Annotated in this window: 11 protein-coding genes; 8 read left to right on the forward strand and 3 right to left on the reverse strand. The window is 52.1% G+C overall.

Translation table 11 applies throughout. The annotated features are described in order from the left end of the window. Positions 1–48: 48 nt before the first annotated feature. Positions 49–5595: an InlB B-repeat-containing protein gene (locus tag OZX72_RS08700; RefSeq protein ID WP_277158296.1), complete on the forward strand. Its 5547-nt coding sequence runs from the start codon at positions 49–51 to the stop codon at positions 5593–5595. A gap of 297 nt (positions 5596–5892) precedes the next feature. On the opposite strand, the gene OZX72_RS08705 is transcribed toward OZX72_RS08700, so the two are convergent. Then, the gene (locus tag OZX72_RS08705) at positions 5893–6351 is read right to left on the reverse strand and encodes a GH32 C-terminal domain-containing protein (RefSeq protein ID WP_277158297.1); all 459 of its coding nucleotides are present in this window, start codon (positions 6349–6351) and stop codon (positions 5893–5895) included. Between the two features lie 44 nt (positions 6352–6395). On the opposite strand from OZX72_RS08705, the gene OZX72_RS08710 reads away from it, so the two are divergent. The 7 genes from OZX72_RS08710 to pgl all read left to right on the forward strand — a co-directional run bounded on the left by OZX72_RS08710 (position 6396) and on the right by pgl (position 16442). Continuing rightward, positions 6396–6785 (forward strand): substrate-binding domain-containing protein, encoded by a 390-nt coding sequence (locus tag OZX72_RS08710; RefSeq protein WP_277159425.1) that lies wholly within the window; start codon positions 6396–6398, stop codon positions 6783–6785. A 289-nt stretch (positions 6786–7074) separates the two neighbouring features. Further along, positions 7075–7293: a hypothetical protein gene (locus OZX72_RS08715; protein WP_277158298.1), complete on the forward strand. Its 219-nt coding sequence runs from the start codon at positions 7075–7077 to the stop codon at positions 7291–7293. Positions 7294–7345: 52 nt separating this feature from the next. After that, positions 7346–7672, forward strand: a complete 327-nt coding sequence (locus OZX72_RS08720; RefSeq protein WP_277158299.1) for a hypothetical protein — start codon at positions 7346–7348, stop codon at positions 7670–7672. A 319-nt stretch (positions 7673–7991) separates the two neighbouring features. Further along, on the forward strand, positions 7992–12785 hold the full coding sequence (locus OZX72_RS08725; protein WP_277158300.1) for a hypothetical protein: 4794 nt from the start codon (positions 7992–7994) through the stop codon (positions 12783–12785). Between the two features lie 229 nt (positions 12786–13014). After that, positions 13015–14553 (forward strand): glucose-6-phosphate dehydrogenase, encoded by a 1539-nt coding sequence (zwf, locus tag OZX72_RS08730; protein WP_277158301.1) that lies wholly within the window; start codon positions 13015–13017, stop codon positions 14551–14553. Continuing rightward, positions 14550–15524 carry a glucose-6-phosphate dehydrogenase assembly protein OpcA gene (locus tag OZX72_RS08735; RefSeq protein WP_277158302.1) on the forward strand — a complete coding sequence of 325 codons (975 nt, stop codon included), beginning with the start codon at positions 14550–14552 and terminating at the stop codon, positions 15522–15524. Before zwf ends, OZX72_RS08735 begins: the two co-directional genes overlap by 4 nt. Positions 15525–15623: 99 nt before the next feature. Next, positions 15624–16442, forward strand: a complete 819-nt coding sequence (gene pgl / locus OZX72_RS08740; protein ID WP_277158303.1) for a 6-phosphogluconolactonase — start codon at positions 15624–15626, stop codon at positions 16440–16442. A gap of 313 nt (positions 16443–16755) precedes the next feature. On the opposite strand, the gene gndA is transcribed toward pgl, so the two are convergent. Continuing rightward, positions 16756–18216, reverse strand: a complete 1461-nt coding sequence (gndA, locus tag OZX72_RS08745; RefSeq protein WP_277158304.1) for an NADP-dependent phosphogluconate dehydrogenase — start codon at positions 18214–18216, stop codon at positions 16756–16758. A gap of 273 nt (positions 18217–18489) precedes the next feature. Next, entirely contained in the window at positions 18490–19362 is an 873-nt protein-coding gene (locus tag OZX72_RS08750) for a tyrosine-protein phosphatase (RefSeq protein WP_277158305.1), read from the reverse strand. Positions 19363–19604 lie beyond the last annotated feature (242 nt).

Here is a 19604-nt window from a genome sequence, read left to right on the forward strand (position 1 = left end):
TGTCGCAAATTTGCATTGGTTTACAGAGAGAACGATGTGAGGGAAACTATGGGTACGGCAAAACAGACGATTCGCAAGAATGCTCGTAAGGTAATCGTTGCAGGTATAGCGGCAATCACAGGCATGTCCATGCTCATACCAAGCGCTTCGGCCCAGACGGCCCAATTGGGCACGGGCCAGCCTCCCGGAGCGAACCAAGCAATCGCAGCGCAAGCGACTTCCCATCCGTCAGCACAGCCGACGACTCCCCCGGCGCCTTCAGAAAAGCTGGAACCACAAACACCAAAGTTGGACGCGGCACCGTCACAGGTAGCCGCAATTCCGTCGCCAGTGGGCGCGCGCACGCAAACCACGCAACCGTCGCAAAGTCAGGCTCCACACAAACAAAGTGCAGACGGCGCTAAAGCCACAAGCTCGATACCAGGCCATCAAACCGGCAATTCGAATAGCCAGGCCGACAGCCCGAACACCCAAGCCAATACGCAGCGAACGGCCCCTAGCAATCAATCCGATCCTGCCCAATCGGCGCCAGCCACACCGTCCACCCAGCCCAATTGCGAAATCGGCAAAAGCACCATCGCACAATGTTTCCCGGACAAGGCTTTTGCAAATGTAATCATTCAAGCAGTGAGTTGGCATCCACTCCCAGCCTCCACCTTCACGCAGGCCATGGCAGACGGCATCACATCATTGGTGCCACGCACGCACAATGCCGTCAGCAGCCTCGAGGGCGCACAATATCTCACCAACCTCACCGAGATCACCCTCGATTCCGGCACAGTCAGCGACCTCACGCCGCTGTCAGGGCTGACAAAGCTCAACTCAATCATTCTGTCGAACAACCGCATCTCTGACCTGAAACCGCTGAAGAACCTGACAAACCTGACCACCCTTACCCTCAGCGACAATCGAATCACCGATCTCAGCGGTATTGAGAACCTCACATCACTCAACATACTCCTTCTCGAGGGCTCAAGCAGGAGCTATTACGACACACCAACAAACCAAATCCAAGACCTGACGCCGCTGCGAAAACTCACCAAGCTGACCAGGCTCAACATCTCAGACAACGCAATCTCCGACCTCAACGGCATCCAGAACCTCACATCACTCAACACGCTCTTCGCCTCAGGCAGTTCCTCGAGAATCACCAACAACATCCGCAGTCTCACACCGTTGAAACGGCTTACCTCACTCAACGAGCTAGAGCTGGAAAACAACAACATCTCGGACATCACACCTCTTGCGAGCCTAGACAGACTCCTCATCCTCGATCTGTCGAACAACCCGATCAACAACAACATCAAACCACTCAGCGAAATCCACGGGTTGGGCTATCTGAAGCTGAATTCCACCGGTACCGTCACACTTGACGGCCTCAAAGACCTAGCACCTCATCTGAGGCAATTGGAAATCAGCGGCAATGAAATCAGCGACCTGAAACCACTTTCCGAGTTCAGCATGCTCACCGACCTCAACGCCAGCGGCAATGAAATCAGCGACCTGAAACCATTGGCGGGGCTCAAATCCATCATCAACCTTCGGCTGGACGAAAACCGCATCAGCGACATAGAAGGATTGGCAGGGCTGAGCACCCTTACCCAGCTTGACTTGCAGAGCAACGCCATAAAAACCATTGGCACAAAACTGGATGGACTGACATCCCTCCAGACACTTATGCTGAGCCAGAACGACATAAGGGCCATCACCACAAAGCCGAACGGGCTCACCTCCCTCAACCGGCTCATTTTGGACCACAACCGCATCAGCGACATATCCGGATTATCCGCACTCACCAGCCTGCAAACACTTTACATGCAATATAATGTCATCACCGACACCACGCCGCTGACCAATCTGACAGAGCTGAACGACGTCAACCTCACCTACAACAAAATCGACAATCTTGCCGGCCTGTCAAACCTCCACAAGCTCGAACACCGGCAAAAAAGCTGGCGAAACGTCGACATCGATCTAAGCCACAACAACATCAGCGACCTCACGCCGCTCTCTTCATTGACCGGACTGACCAGCCTCAACCTGAGCAACAACAACATCAGCGATCTGAAACCACTGGAAAGCCTCACCAAGCTCGGCAGCACCGCTTTCAATGACGGCTTCGATGATATCGGCAGTTCGGCGTTAAAACTCGACTCCAACCACATCACCGATTTCAGCCCGCTGGCCAAGCTCGTCAATCTTCCCTGCGTCGATTTGGAAGATAACCAGATCAGCGACCTCACGCCTATCAAATCCATGCCATTCATCATCGGACTCGACCTGCAGGGCAACGACATCAGCGACCTCACGCCGCTTGTCGGCCACCCCGGCATCGCCTCTGGCATGACGGATCCGACAACCTCCTCCATCCAACGCGGAATGCTCAACCTCAACAAGAACCACATCAGCGACCTCACGCCGCTCGTTGGCTTCGTCGACAATCTGCAAGTGCTCAAGCTCATGTGGCAAACCATCGAGCTGCCCACACAACAATCGCCCGCATCGACCACGCTCGACGGCGTAAAACTTTCTGACGGGAGCTTCGCCAAAGTCACTTCCACCAATCCGACCAAAGGGGCGACCTACGACCAGAACACAGGCCGTGCCACATTCAATAATCTCAATGGTGTCAAACGGGTATCCCTTCAGTTCAAGGACACGCAAGTCTACGGCATCTACAATTCCTGGGCGACTTACTCCGGCACCGTCTCACGACTGCTCGCGACTCAACATACCGTGACATTCAACTTAGGCTACGAAGGCACTACCCCGTATTCGCGCAAAGTCTTTGATGGTGACCGAATCTACGACGAGTCGCCAAGCCGCAATGACGGATACGTGTTCGACAAGTGGCAAATCCAACAGGACGGCCAATGGGTCGACTATGACATGAGCGCCCCCGTCACCAAGGACATCACACTGAAGGCCACATGGATAAAGATTCCGGACCAGCCCACATACACATGCACCATCCTCTTCAATACCGGTGACGCACAAGTCACCGTTCCTGCCCAGGAGATCAAATGCGGCGGTCAAGCCGTCTCCCCCATACCTCCGTCATATCCTGGCTACACCTTCGGTGGGTGGCAGACCAAAAACAACGGAAGGCTGCAGGGCATCAACTTGAGGACGGCACATTTCCAGCAAGATACCACCCTCTTTGCCAAATGGATCCGCGCTTTCCACACCGTCAGATTCGACACCGGTGAGGGCGGCACCCCCATCGCCTCGAAAAACGTAGCCGAAGGCGACACTATCGGCAATGTGGAGAATCCTACGCGCCCCGGCTATACCTTCGTCTGCTGGCAAGTAGAACGCGACGGGGTCCTGACCGATTACAACATGGGCGCCGGAGTGAGCGATGACATTACACTCGTTGCCAAGTGGCAGCCTCTGACACATACCGTCACGTTCATAATCGATGCAGAGGCCGGCAAAAGCGAAACCGTCAAGGTCAAAGATCAAGGCCTCGTCACCAGACCCGGCGACCCTACTCGGAAACACTGGAATTTTACCGGATGGAAATACTATAACGACACCCACGATCTGGTCGTTTATGATTTCTCCACCCCGGTGACCGAGGACATCACCATCTACGCGCAATGGGAACGAATCATGCGAACGGTCTCATTCGATACCGGCGAAGGCGGCTCCCACGTAAATCCGATACAGGTTGCCGACGGCGACAGTTTCATCGCTCCGCCCAACCCGACACTGCAGCATTACGATTTCATTTCCTGGCAACTCAAGGATGCCAACGGCAAGCTCAGCGACTACGACTTCAGCACCGAGGTGCTTTCCGACTTTACCCTCTATGCCAAGTGGAAGCACATCACCCATACGGTCAGCTTCGATACTGGTGACGGCGCGACCAAATTCAATCCCATTACCGTCGGCGACGGCGACACGATAGGCGAAATCAACAAGCCGACACGACCCGGCTACCGTTTCCACGGCTGGCAGATACGTCACGGCTCCAACCTGGTCGATTACGACACGCTTACCACGCCGGTGACCGGAGATATCACGCTGATTGCTGACTGGATGCCTATCAATTATAAGGTGACTTTCGACGCCTCGCCTGTTTCCATCACGGAAACCAGCGTTCCCGAAAACGGGACACTGACCGACAGGGCACCCAAGGTGACCCGTATCGGCTATACGCTCAGCGGATGGAAGCTCGACAAAGACGGCCATGGCACGCTTGTTGATTATGACCTTGCCACTCCCGTCACGCACGACATCAGGCTAGTTGCCGTATGGATTCCGGACGTACATACCGTGACCTTCGACACCGGAGATGGCGCCACCACCATCCCGCCGAAGAAGGTGAACTATGACGATACCATCGGCACGGTTACGCCTCCGACCCGCCCGGGATACACCTTCCTGAACTGGCAGATTGACAACGGGCAAGGCAAGCTTGTCGACTACGACACGCTGACCACGCCCGTCACACACGACATCACTCTGCATGCCAAGTGGGTGAAAAGCGAGGCGCCGACGCCCGTGACCCACAAGGTCACTTTCGACACCAACGGCGGCAGCGCCATCGACCCTGTGACCGTCAACGACGGCGACAATTTGACCGGCAAGGTCCCAACAACCACGCGCGAAGGCTATACGTTGAAGGGATGGCAGATTGACGACGGCCATGGCAACTGGATCGACTATCAGCTTGAAACCGCTGTAACCCACGACCTCACGTTGCGAGCGCTGTGGGAACCGAACAAGGTTCCCGGAAATCCTGATCAGCCGGGTAAGCCCGACAATCCAGACAATCCCGATCAACCGGGCAAACCGGATAACCCCGGAAATCCCAACAAGCCCGGTAACCCTGACCAGCCAAGTAATCCTGGCAATCCGGGAACTCCCGGCACGCCGAATAATCCTGGCCAGCCTGCCAACCCCAGCAATCCCGACAATTCTGGCACCCCAAGCAGCCCAGGAGAATCCGGCAACTCCGGAACCCCGTCAAAGCCTGGCACAGGAAGCAACGGCAGCACGTCTTCGAACGGCAACTCCGGAACCTCTTCCGGCAATGGCCCGGTCGCAATCGCCCAGCCCAGCCTTGCTGCCCGACCCGTCCTGATAGGCGGGGCTAGCAACGGCCTCGGTATTGGCACTAACAACGGCAATGCCAACAGCACAACCAATGGGTCTTCGAACCCATCCGGCACCCAAAACGGCAATAGCGGAAACGCCACCACATCGCAGAAGCCGTCTGGCAGCGACACCTCCACCGACACGGCTCGCAAGCCGCGACTGCGCCCGAAGTGCATACCCGACGACGTGGCCCGCAGGCTCGAAGCCAAGGCCAAGGCCAAAGTCGGCGACAAGGCCAACTGGCTTGAAGCGCAAGGCGACACCCAAGGCGAAAGCGCAGGCTGGAAGGACTCCGACTACGAAGGCCTGCCCAAGTGCTCGGCCGAACAATCGGCCGCCAACCCGGCCAAAAGCACGCACAGCCTCTCCAGCCTCTGGTGGATCATCCTGCTGACAGTCATAGCGCTCGCCGCGGTGATCGGATACCTAATCAAACGCCACAGCGATTCGACGCGCGATTCCGAAGCCTCGCACTGGGAAGGCAAATAAAGAGTGAGTAAATAAGAGGTAATAACAAATAAAAAGAAGCCATCGGCGGCAGCGCACATCCCAACAACGCTGCCGCCGATTCGCGTCATGTTCCCGGAAAAGACCAACCCCCATATTAATTGCCGTTCGCAGGCTGATTACTACGCAAAAGTCGGATTCCAAGAATCCCGCAACGCAAAAGCGGGGATGACCGATAACCAGTCATCCCCGCTCCCCTATCAGAGGCTGCGATTCCCCTTCATCGAAACTTCCGGCGTCGCGCCATGCGACATTCCGGAGCTTCAGGCGCGCAGCCTATCAGCGCATCGCGTTCAGTGCATACACGCGAACCTTGCCATTGAGGCCCGATGCCGGGGCGACAGCCTTGATCGTGGCCGCAGTCGCCGGATACATGCGGCTCGTGAACGTCGCCAATCCGTCATTGACGAAGACCTCGAGCGAAGACCGGTCGATGTAGATATGCAGGTCGAGCTTCTCCAGCTTGCCACAATCGTAGGCGCGAACGCCGTCCTCGCCACCGCGGTCCAGAGTGAGGCGGCCCAGAGCCGCGTCATAAGTGAACGAAACGTCGTGGTCGGTGCCGATGTCCAAGGAGACACCGATCTCGCCGTTCCCGTCAGCGGGAACGTCGGCGGAGAAGAGCACCTCGCAGCGGTTTTCCTTCGGAGCCGCAAGCACCTGGTCATTGCTCAGCGGCGCAGCGACATCCGCGATGACCGGCCCACGAAGCGACTCGAGCTCTTTAATCGGGGTCATCCGCACCATACAGCTACGAGCGGCGCCTGGGCTATAGCGACGTGATGGAAGAAAGGGGCTGCGCGCCACAGGTTTTCCCCATCGACTGGGACGAGCCGTACGAAACGAAAATCAAGGACCTGGCCGCCGCCCTCGACCAAGGGGCCGATTTGGACGGACTTTTCGTCGCGGACAACATGACCGCTTTGCTGGCCAAGGCCATGTGCACACACCGGCATCTCGACATCGACATCGTGGGCTACGACGGTTCGGACACCGTGCGAAGGTTCGTGCCAGACCTGCCGACCGTGGCGCAGCCGATAGCGGGCATGGCCCGCAAGGCCGTCGACGTGCTCATCCGCGAGATCGACGGCGACTTCTCCGTTTCCGGCGCCCACTACAAGCTGCCCGTCTCGTTCCTGCCGGAGCGCAGCATCGAGTCGCTGCGGGGGTGAAGGCGGAATACGGCTGAAAACCACATGAAAAGTAATTAATGTGAGTTAGCCGAAGCCCATATCTGCGTAGACAGCGCAGAAGCCGGGTCCCAAGAAACTCAGGTACATCCGGCCTCCACTTCCATACCTCCTCGAAGGCAGGCTTAGCTATAAGGATATCGAAGAGGTAGGATTCACGTGATTTCGCAATACACGATTTATAGTCGCTTTTTATGGTAGTATTTTAATACCAAGAAAGAAGGCTATGCTTATGGTACTTGACATAGGTAACTCCGCACATAAACATGGCTTGACCGACGAAGAAATAGAATATGCCATCAGACACAACTGGAATTCCGAACTCATGCAGGGAAACGGCACGACACCTACTGTCATGATCGTCGGGCCACGTCATCAAGGAGCGCTTAAACACGATGCCGTTGAGATTGGTGTCGAAATGCAACCCGATAAAAACATGCATGTGTTCCACGCGATGCCCGTGACCAGCAGATGGCTCCATCTCCTTTGATATAGCAGAATTTCCCACATCAGACTTCAACAAAAACAGAAAGAACTTTACGATGAGCAAGAAATATACAGACGAAGAACTCGACGCGATGGCGATTGACGGCCGGCTCAGCCCAATTGCCGGAACACAACGCCCCCGCAGCGACAACAGCAAAGCGCTCAATGATGACGAAATAATGGATATCTTCAGGGGCCGCCCGCTTGCAGAACAACCGCAGCCGGCCAAGGAACCCCTGCGGATCCTGGTGACCGCACCGATGAAACAATGGCTCAAAGACAGTGCGAAAGCCGAAGGACTCAACGCTTCGGCACTCGTACGTATGGTTATGAAAGCGTATCTCAGCGAGCGTCACCCCGATATTCGTCCCAAGATGGCGTAGCTTTTGCGGAGGTCTCTGCGGCAAGACGAAACCAAGAGAGCATAGGGGCTGTTAGCCATAATATTGCCTGATAGTTCACAACAGAGTAACCACTTCAGAACAAACGCCGAATTATGAACAACACTTTTGGCCTACAACCACAAACGCGTAGACAGCGCAGAAGCCGGGTCCCAAGAAACTCAGGAACATCCGGCTTCCACTTCCATACCTCCTCGAAGGCAGGCCTAGCATCAAGTATATCAAATAGTCGTCAAAACAAATCTACGACCGTATATAGGCATTAATCTAAAATTATTACAAAATCGCGGAAGAAGCTTCAATGACCGAACTTGATAGTAAACATTTACGAGAAGCACAAAAGAAATATTTAGAGAAACACTTTAACGAGTCTTCTTCAAACGACTCTGAGAATCTCAGACCTCATTATGACCATAAAAGCCATTGGGAATATCTCAGTAAATTACTTGACGCGCTGCAAGATCGGGAAAACCATAATATTGCTCTCTCAGGGGCCTACGCTACTGGGAAAAGCAGCATAATCCAAGGTCTGCAAAAACTATGCGAAGCAACCGGCTGTGGCCCCCAGGTCAAAATAGTTTCTTTATCAACACTTGCCCCGCTTATAGCTCCAGAACAAACAAATCTCGCTGAACCCTCTTCAAAAACGCGTTATTCTACAGAGCCATTCCAATTTTCGCAGGAAAATGACGATTTAGAATATAGGCATATTAAGAAGCCTCGGCAAGAATCAACAAATCAACTGATTCAACATTCAATCGTCAAACAACTCGTCTACAGCAATGACAACGGCCCACGTTCGAGGTATTCTCAACTTCACAAAATACCAAACCTAACACTCGCCGTCACTACAATAATTACTGTTATCATCGTCGCATTGATTCTTCTTTCAACTTCTACGATACATCTGATATTTGCGCATAGAGGCATGCCGGGAGACCTTTGGGTTCGTATCCTCTTCTTCTTAGCGCTTCTTATTATTACCGGTATTATCACGATGTATATAATGCGTCACTCAAAGAAAACCCCATCTCTTTCAAGCATCCACCTAGGGAATGAACCGAATTCAATAGCTATTAACAATTCCGATGAATCTTATTTCGATAGATACCTTGACGAAATTATTTACTTCTTTGAAACCAATCCTCAAACTGACATAATCGTTTTTGAAGATCTTGATAGATTTAATGATTCAGAAATTTTCAATAATCTACGAGAACTAAACTCAGTATTAAACAACGCTCCCAAAATCAACAAAAATCAAAGATCGATTCGGTTCATCTACTGCGTCAGAGATAGCCTCTTCAGCGAAGCTACAACTGCCAATCCAATTTCCCAATCTTCTGAAACAGGCCAGACCAGAAACGCAGAAAGCAAATTCTTTGACGTTCGAATTCCTGTCCTTCCTTTTATCTCATCATTCAATTCTCAAAATTATTTGAAAAATATTTTCAGTGTAAAAACTCTTGCACCTTCTTACTCTCTTTGGGATGCAACCAAACAAATATCAAGCACCGTGAGCCGTTATCTCACCGACATGCGCCAACTCAAAACAATTGCCTATGAATATCTTATTTTTTCTGATAAGATTTTCGGCGAAACCTATTCCCCTCAAAAATCTGAACATGGAGAACCCACCGAAGAATCCTTACTCCTCGCGATGGTTATTTATCATTCTTTTTATCCAGAAGATTTCGAAAAAATACCTCAAAGACAAAGCAAGTTAGATTATCTATATGACGAAGCTAACCGAATCAGGAATGAGGCGATTAAAGAAACCCGGAATGGCATAAATGAGGCCAACGAGATATTAAGCGCTACACAGAAAAACCAAGTTTCGAAAGAAGAAAAAAAGTTTTTCAAAGAGTTCAACATCTCAGACACAGACGAAGACCTCACGAAGAGAATCCAAAGAATTATCACCACTCTCTCTCAAAGAATAAGAGAACTCCAAAAAGCAGATTTCAAAGAACTAATCGAACTCACTTCCATCATGGATTCAACCGCGGATGCCGATAAGGCTCCACAAGATAAAGCCAATCCTATGTGGGAAGCTATTACAAAGACGTATCAGGCCACTTCACGATCTAATCTCGCAAGAGACCTGCTGTCTTCGGGATATATCAATAAAGATTATATATTGTACGCATGGATGGACAACAATTCCATAGGATTAGCACGACGAGACAACCCAGCATTATTTGTTCACCATGTGCTCCAACCACAAATACCAGATTTCTCTTATGAACTCAGCGATGAGGCTATTGCTGATTTACAGGAGCAAGATAGTCTGAAATACGACGAGGACTGCACCTTCAATATTTTTATCCTTCAATATTTGCTAAAGCCTGATACAAGAAACGATGCTTCGCAAATAAAAAATAATAGGAAATCGGCTACAACAATGCTGAAAAACACCGATATACAATACGAAATCAGCGGTAGAGAATTTTTGAACGAATTCTTCGGTAATTCATACCAAATTAGTTTTGAAAATAAAACTTCGGCAACAGAAATAATCGCCACGTTTTCTCCTCATATTTTCGATACACTCATCACCAGCGATTTCAACAGCCTCTACCAAAAACTACAACTCATTAATGCGGCACTACAAGTAATCAATGAAAATAACGAGCCCATTAAATACAGCAATCGAGCATGGGGATTGATACTGTTTGTTTCAGATAACTGGACAGATGCTCTGCAATTTTATAATGAAAACACCGATATAACTCTCGTTAACAATATGACCGAATTTATTCATCGTCAAGGATACGTAGATAACGATTTCGAAAAAGATAGAATACCGAAAAACATACAGCAATATTTTGCCTTAAACGGATTTTTCTTCGTAACACGTCCTGCCCTAATTTTCGCACTTCAAAAACTTGGCGAGAAGCAAAATGAAACCATCGATTGCACTAATCTTTCATTGAACAATCTATTGTTACTTGAAAAATATCCGACCGATAATAACGGATGTTCCATCTATAAAACAGTAATGAAAAACCTTCCGGATTATGCATACATGCTAGACAATGATATCGAATCGCTAATTCCTTCAGACGACGGTATTCTTATTCGGATTTTGGCTGATTTGTACCAGAACACCGCTCACTATCGAAGCGACTCGGCTACGCTCGACAGAATTTTCAGCCATAAAGCTGCTGATACACAACTGATTTCAGATCTCAGCTCTTTAATCAGCAAATTGAATTCTTCCACAACTATGCCCGATGAAAATACTCTGGATCCTGAAGATAGTACCCTCAAACTCAGCCTCTCTCGATTTTTGGCAAAAATGGCATTTCCCTATCTACAAAAACAAAAAAACGAAGATGGAATATTCTCTGCCATTCCAGACGAGCCAAAGGACAATCTGTTTAAATTCACTTTTACCAACATCAATATCTACACAGATCAGATATTCATGCTTACTTCAGAAAATGCCGCCGAGCAGATCATCATTCTCTACATCATGTGCCGACATGCGATACAGCAAAAAGATTTATCTGCGAAACCCGACGCAGATAAAATCGAGCTCATCCTGCAACGACTATATAGTCAATACCTGAAGCAGATTTCGGATAAGTCTACAAAATCATCAAAATCCGTCGAAGATGAGCTTTTAAAGAAAATCGTCAAAAACTTACCGGGTGAATTACGCGCTATAACGCCTGCTCCTCTACCGAAAAATGTTCAAGGCTATATTGAATCCATCAAACGACTCAATAACCGCCATGGCTCTTTTCTGTCGAATAAAAGCGATACTGAATTCACCGATTCTGATATTGAAATACTTCAACAAAGGAACGGAATACATTACAACGATATATCAGCTTTTAATGTCAGCCTCCTTCGTTATTTACTTGAACATTACGAAACCAGTCGATCTGAAATTGCAACTCTCATGCAAACAGTGGACAAGAAATACGAAAAAAATGGGGAATATTTTCTTCTTCACGCTCTTGCTTACAGTAATTCTATAACGCAGCCTCTTAAAATAAGAGTATTTGACGAATTCACAAGAAACTCCTCCCGTGCATTAGACTTCATAACAGATCATTCGGGAGAATTAATCACACAACCACTAATTAATTTTATTGAAAGTGCCGTGTTGAACACTAATCCAACAGATGTAACCGACGACAGCGTTTTCCGGTTTTTAGGTTGTCTAGAAGAAAACTGGAAAATTTGCCAAGCTCTTTTTGAAGATAATTCACCGACCTATAATGCGCTAATAAATCTATTCGAAGAACACCGACCACATTTTTATTCCGGTTTCCATCTAGTACCAATTATCTCGCAACATGGAACTTACACTATAAACAAAGCTAATATTAACGAGATATTTAAACATTTCGACATCCGTAATGCGAATAAATATGCTGATAACTATTCTCTCAACAATCTTTACTCCTTTGAGCAGAAATATCCAAACAGTGGTGTCTATCACGGCATCATAAGTCATATCGACGATTATGCACGATTTATTGATGACAACAAATGCTGTCCAATCGACCAACCATCAAAAAACGGTAATACTAATAGTTCTAATGCTTCTAGCTATGACGATTTTGTCTCTATACTTCTAGTTGATATCTATCAGAAAACATATCTCAAAAGATATGCCGCATCAACCGTTCAGCTCTTATTTAAAAATTGTCATCAACTGCAAGGCTTGACTGGAGAGACCCCGAAAAACAATAGAGAATTTCTTCTGGGCCAAGATGGCTTGAAATCATTCCTGAATAAACTAGAAGAGCTTTTTGAAAGAGAACAAATAGATTCCACCGTTATCAAATACAGAAGGCATCCGTTTATCAGAGAACTCGCAATTAATGGAATTTTTGCCCCCTCTTTCGAAAATGCGTCAGTCTATCTTCAAGACCTTTGCGACCCCGATTATCAAGAGTGGGATTCTGCAGTGAAGGATATCCTTAAAAAAGCAATGTCACTGAATGCACCGCTATCGGATGAGCTTTTCAAACAGATAGATTCTTTACTGTTCGAACTCCAAAAGGATAACAGCTTCGAATCAGAAATCCCCGAAATCCGTAATGAGCTCGAAGCATATTCGAAACGAAACCATTAATCGGAAAATATAATCAGAGACTCTAACATGAACATAATAACCGATACGCCATTGCAACAGTTAAAGTTTAAAAATCCATATGTATCCTACTTCAGCTGTTGCGGTTTTCTGCAATTTGCCGAAATGATAAATCAATATTGTATCCCCCAATTGTGATTCGCACGACAAAGACGGGCATAGTACTGGTTTTACGCTTACTGATACCGGGCTGGGCACTACACTGGGCGATATGAGTGAACTTAACAATTGGGTGAACCCTCTGCGCGATCCGCGAGACTTGCGACTGCCGCGCATTGCCGGGCCCTGCAGTCTGGTGATTTTCGGCATCACCGGCGATTTGGCGAAGAAGAAACTACAGCCGGCCATTTACGATTTGGCCAACCGCGGCCTGTTGCCGCCAAGCTTCGGGCTCATCGGCTTCGGACGCCGCCCGTGGAGCAATGAGGAATTCGCCAACTTCGTCAAAGAAAACGTGAAGGCTCATTGCCGCACGCCGTTCCGCGAATCGACCTGGGCCAACCTCGCCAAAGGCATGCGCTTTGTGCAGGGCACATTCGATGACAAGGCAGCTTTCGAGCGCCTGAGCCAAACGGTCAAAGAACTCGATCGCGACCGCGGCACCCGCGGTAACCACGCGTTCTACATGTCCGTTCCACCGAGCGCCTTCCCCATCGTTTCGAAGCAACTGGCCGATTCCGGACTGGCCAAGTCCAACGACGACGCATGGCGCCGCGTGATTATCGAGAAGCCGTTCGGTCATGACCTCGAAAGCGCGAAAGAACTCGACCGCGTTGTCTCCGAGGTCTTCGATCCGAGTTCGGTCTTCCGCATCGACCACTACCTCGGCAAGGAAACCGTGCAGAACATGCTGGCACTGCGTTTCGCCAACTCCATGTTCGAGCCAATCTGGAACTCCAATTACGTCGACCACGTGCAGATCACCATGGCCGAGGACATTGGCATCGGCGGCCGCGCCGGATACTACGACGGCATCGGCGCTGCCCGAGACGTAATACAGAACCATTTGCTGCAGCTGATGGCACTGACCGCGATGGAGGAACCGGTGAGCTTCGCCGCCTCCGACCTCACCGCCGAAAAGACGAAGGTACTTTCCGCCGTCCGTCTGCCGAAGGATCTTGGTGCCTACACCGCCCGCGGCCAGTATGCCGCCGGTTGGCAGGGCTCTGAAGAAGTCTGCGGCTACCTCGACGAAAAGGGCATCGACAAGTCCAGCACCACCGAGACCTACGCCGCCATCACGCTTGACGTCGACACACGCCGCTGGGCCGGGGTCCCGTTCTACCTGCGCACCGGCAAGCGCCTGGGCAAGCGCGTCACGGAAATCGCCGTGGTCTTCAAACGCGCCCCGCACCTGCCCTTCGAGCAGACCGCCGTTCGCGAGCTCGGCAACAACGCCATCGTCATCCGCGTGCAGCCCAACGAGGGCGTCACCATGCGCTTCGGCGCGAAGGTGCCGGGAGCCACCGCCATGGAGGTCCGCGATGTGTCGATGGACTTCAGCTATGGCCAGAGCTTCACCGAAAACTCACCCGAAGCTTATGAACGCTTAATTCTGGACGTCTTGCTCGGTGACCCGCCGCTCTTCCCGACCACCAAAGAGGTCGATCTGAGCTGGCAAATCCTCGACCCAATCGAGGAATATTGGGCCACACTCGGCCAGCCGCAACCCTACCGCGCCGGCACTTGGGGACCGAAGGAAGCCGACGAAATGCTTGAGCGCGACGGACGCCATTGGAGGATGCCATGATTATCAAAATGCCCGATACCGAGACCAGCGCCATCGCGCGCAAAATCGACGAGCTGCACCAGGAGCGCGGCGAGGCCGGCAACGACCGTGTGCTTACGCTCATCATCTCGACCGATGAACAAGAGCTTGAGAACGCGCTGAAAATCGCCAATTCCGCAGGCCGTGAGCACCCGTGCCGCGTCATTGCGATTGTGCCGAACAGCAAGGAACTGCCCTTCTGCGACGTGGACAAGGAACCGGATTGCTATGTCACCGATTCCGGCGATGTCGAGACCGATCTTGACGCCCAGGTTCGCTTCGGTGCCGACGCCGGTGCAGGCGAAGTCATCATCCTGCGTCCGCGCGGCGGACTTTGCCAGCACACCGATACGTTGGTCATGCCGCTGCTCGTGCCGGACGCGCCAGTTGTGACATGGTGGCCGACCAATCCGCCGGCAAACCCCTCCCGCGACCCGCTTGGAGCGATGGCCGGAAGTCGTATTACAGATGCGCTTCGTTCCAAAGACCCGGATGCGACTTTTGCCAAGCTTCGTGCCAACTGGGAGCCGAAGGACATCGACTTCTCGTGGACGCGCCTGACCACATGGCGCGCGATGCTGGCCACCGCCATCGACCAGCCGCCGCATCTGCCGATTGAGTCTGTCAAGGTCAGCGGCCAGCCCGATTATCTGCCGCTAAAGCTGCTTGCCGCATGGCTTGCGTTGAAACTCAACGTGCCAGTCGAGCTCGGCTATGTCACCGGTGCCGAAGCGATTACCGGCGTCTATCTCAAACGTTCTAACGGAGTGATTGCGCTGGAACGACCGGATTCGCGGGAAGCAGTCATCAGCCAGCCCGGGCAGGCACCGCAGCGTGTCGCCATGCCGTTGCGTTCGCTTGAGGACTGCTTGAGCGAGGAATTACGCCGTATCGATCCGGACGAGGTCTACGCCGACGTGATTCGCACGGGTTGGGATATGATTCAAGACTGAGACGATATACAAGTCGGTAGATAGCTTTTTAGGATTGGCGGAAAATAGCCATTCCGAAAAACCTTTCTACCGACTTGTACGCGATAGAGAGAAGAAACTATGGTCAATCGAAAATTGGAAGTATATAAGGACCCGGAAACTGTGGCTCAAGCGGCCGCTCAACGCACGTTGCTTGCGATTCTGGACGGGCTGAGCGAATGCGACAGCGACACTGCCGCGAAACCGGTTCGTAACCGTTACGACGTGGCACTGACCGGTGGATCCGATATCCTGCGGGCGCTGACTTACATGGCTTCAAACCCGCTGGTCGATGCCATCGACTGGAATCGTGTTCATTTCTGGTGGGGTGATGACCGCTTCGTGGCCGCCACCGACGAGGACCGCAGCTCGTGGCAGGCTCGCGAACGCTTCCTCAACAAGCTTGTCGCTGACGGACGTCTGCCGAAAAGCAACATCCACGAGATGGCTGCGGACACCCGCACACCCGAGCAAGTTGCCGCCGCCAGCGATACCGAAAACGACGAACTGCTCGCCAAAGCCGCCGCTGATTACGAAAACAATCTCAGGAACGAACTCGGCGATAAGCCCACAATGGATCTGCTGATTCTTGGCATGGGCCCTGACGGCCACTTCGCCTCGCTTTTCCCGGGCCATGACGGAATCAAGGTAACCGACCCGGCACGCTTGGCCGTCGGTGTCTCGCACTCCCCCAAGATGCCGCCGCTGCGCATCTCGATGACTGCGCCGATGCTCGCCCGCACCCGTCGCACCTGGATGCTCACGTGCGGAGCAGGCAAGGCCGACGCCACCGCCCACGTCTTCGCGCAGGCCAACAACCCAAACTACCCTTCCAGCTTCGCCACCGGAACCGAGGAGTTTGTGTGGTTCACAACGCCCGATGCGGTGGCAAAGTTGTAAAAACACCAACAAAAACATCGGATGATGAAAAAATAACGCATCAATGATGAAAAATTACATCACACCCGCTAATTGTAATGCGTTGTGAAATAAATTTAATCTGAATATAACTTGTGCCTCCGCTCCACGAAAGGAACGGAGGCACAAACGTCACTGGTCAAACTAACCAATCAAACCGACCTGCCAAACCAGCCAACCAAGTAGTCAGCCAGCAGCAAGTGTCGCGAAATCAGGCGCCGCAATTAGCCAATCAGTCAACCAAATAACCAGCCAACAGCAAACGCCCAAAAATCAAACGCCGGCGATCAACCAATCAGTCGGACATCTTTTCTTCCGGACGACCGGGCTCGGCCCACAGGGTGTGGAAGGCACCGGGCTCGTCGACGCGGCCGTAAGTGTGGGCGCCGAAGAGATCGCGCTGAGCCTGGATGATGGTGGCGGGCAGGCGCTTGGAACGCAGGCCGTCGTAGTAGGAAAGCGAGGTCGAGAAGACAGGCGCGGGGATACCGCAGGTCGCGGCCTTGGCCACCACGCGACGCCAAGCGCTCTGCGCATTCTCAATGGCGCTCTTGAAGTACGGGGCGAAGAGCAGCGAAACGTTGGCCTCGCCGGATTCGAACGCATCGGAGACGACGTTCAGGAACTGGGCACGAATGATGCAGCCGCCGCGCCAGATGCGTGCGACCGCAGCCAGGTCGATCTTCCAATCGTACTTCTTGGCACCGTCGTTGATCTCGTTGAAGCCCTGTGCATAAGCGACAATCTTGGAAGCGTAGAGTGCCTGGCGAATGTCTTCGATGAAGGCCTTGCGTTCGTCGTCGTTCGCGAACGAAATCGTGCCGTCAGGGCCGGCCATGTTCTGCTTGGCAGCGCCTTCGCGTAGCTCGGTCTGATCGGAAAGGCCGCGTGCGAACACGCCTTCCGCAATCGCGGTGACCGGGGTGCCGAGCTCGAGAGCGGTCTGAACCGTCCAGGTGCCGGTGCCCTTCATGCCGGCCTGATCGACGATGACGTCAACCAGCGGCTTGCCGGTCTTCTTGTCCTTCTGATGCAGCAAGTCAGCGGTAATCTCAATCAAATAAGAGTTGAGCTCGGTCTTGTCCCAAGCCTCGAACACGTCACCGATCTCGTCGGGGGTCATTCCCATGCCGCGACGCATGAGGTCGTAGCTTTCGGCGATGAGCTGCATATCGGCGTACTCGATGCCGTTGTGGACCATCTTGACGAAGTGTCCGGCGCCGTTCTCGCCGATGTGGGTGACGCAGGGTTCGCCTTCCGCCTTCGCAGCGATGGACTTGAGGATCGGGCCGAGGGTCTTCCAGGACTCATCGGTGCCGCCGGGCATCATCGACGGGCCGTTCAGCGCGCCCTCTTCGCCACCGGAAACACCGCAGCCGACGAAGTGCAGGCCACGAGCGCGGATTTCCTTCTCACGGCGGATGGTGTCCTTGAAGTAGGAGTTGCCGCCGTCGACGATGATGTCGCCCGGATCCATGGCATCAGCGAGCGCTTCGATCATCGCGTCGGTGGGAGCACCGGCCTTGACCATGATGATGGCCGTGCGCGGCTTGGTGAGCGATGCCACGAACTCATCGATGGTCTTGGCGGGAACGAACTTGCCTTCGCTGCCATGCTCCTTCATGAGTTTTTCGGTGCGCTCATAGTGACGATTGTAAAGTGCCACAGTATTGCCGTGATGCGCAAGATTCCTCGCAAGGTTGGAACCCATAGCCGCCAGACCGACGACTCCAATATTTGCAATAGCTTCCGTCATTGTTCGCCTTTCAACTTGACATTCCTTCGACGAAAACGGTGCCGGCCTATCTTTCCGGTACCCCTTTATTCCGCCTAAGCTCTTAAGTATTCCGGAACTTCGCCGAAGCCCAAATACCTGCATTCCAAGTCTATATCTAACTGCACCTACTTGCGTTCAGAAAACGTGGAATGTCCCACATTGCCGGGATCTACGGTCTGCAAATTCCGGCAACTTAGCATAGCCTATTACCTATTATGTATTATGTATTATCTATTACGAAATAGATATTATTTATTCCAAGAACAATGCACGCAAACCGGCCACTTCGTCTTCGCTCATGCCATTCTGCAGGCAGTATTGTTCGACCGAACCGTATTCATCCTTGATACCGGCAAGCACGCCGCGCATCAGTTCCGGCGGCGAGGCAAGCATCGCGGTCTGAGCGGCCGAAATCTGGCCGACACCCTTTTTGTCGTCCGTAAGACCTTTCATCACGGTTTTCTTGAACGCGGCACCGAGGTTCGCGCCAGACTGCGCGTAGCAGGAAACCACCATGTCGTCGCTCACCCCGAGCAGGCTCATCAGAATGCCCGAAGTGATGCCGGTGCGGTCTTTGCCGGCGGTGCAATGGATGAGCATCGGGTGGCCGTCGTCTTTCAGCAGCTTTCGCAGAATGAGTACGATCTGCTCGGCCGAACCGAAAACGATATCGTGGTACATTTCGGCCATATCGATGCCCTTGGCCACTTTTTTCATGCCGCCCAACACGCTCATACTGGTTTTGAGCAGCGGAACGCGATCGACGTGGATGTCGTCCGGGAGCGTATACGGCCATTGCTTGATTTCAAGCGGGTCGCGCAAGTCCACTACCTCTTTGATATCGAGGCGACGCAGGTCATCGACGCCGTGCTCGCCCAGGAAATTGAGGCCGGCGGTGCGGAAGAACAGCCCGTCACGCAACTTGCGGCCATCCTGCGTTGGGTAGCCGCCGATCCCGCGAGAATTGGGAACTCCGTCGATTTCGACGCCGGCTCCGTCGCCTTCGGGGCGATAGTCGAGATAATCGGTGCCGCTAACGTTGGCAACGTCGCCTGGCATATCAGCGCCAGCGTCCTTGGAGACTGAACCATTGCCGGATGCCACTTGCGTTTGCGAGCTTGCCATATAGACCTTCTTTCACGGCTGTTGCCGCCTGATCGCGCGATTTTCTCACGCTCGGATTATTCATAAAGCCACTATTTATATAGTCAATAATGAGATAAGTCTACCCATAATCCTTAAAAATCACTGTCAGCCACCACAATATGAGCCGAACGGACAACGCCAAAAACGCTTCGCGGCGACAAGCGGCACCGCACTCACGCAGACCCTTATCATCCTCAGCAAGGCATATGAAAAAGTTATCG

The sequence above is a fragment of the Bifidobacterium sp. ESL0769 genome (assembly GCF_029395495.1).
Lineage (GTDB): Bacteria > Actinomycetota > Actinomycetes > Actinomycetales > Bifidobacteriaceae > Bifidobacterium.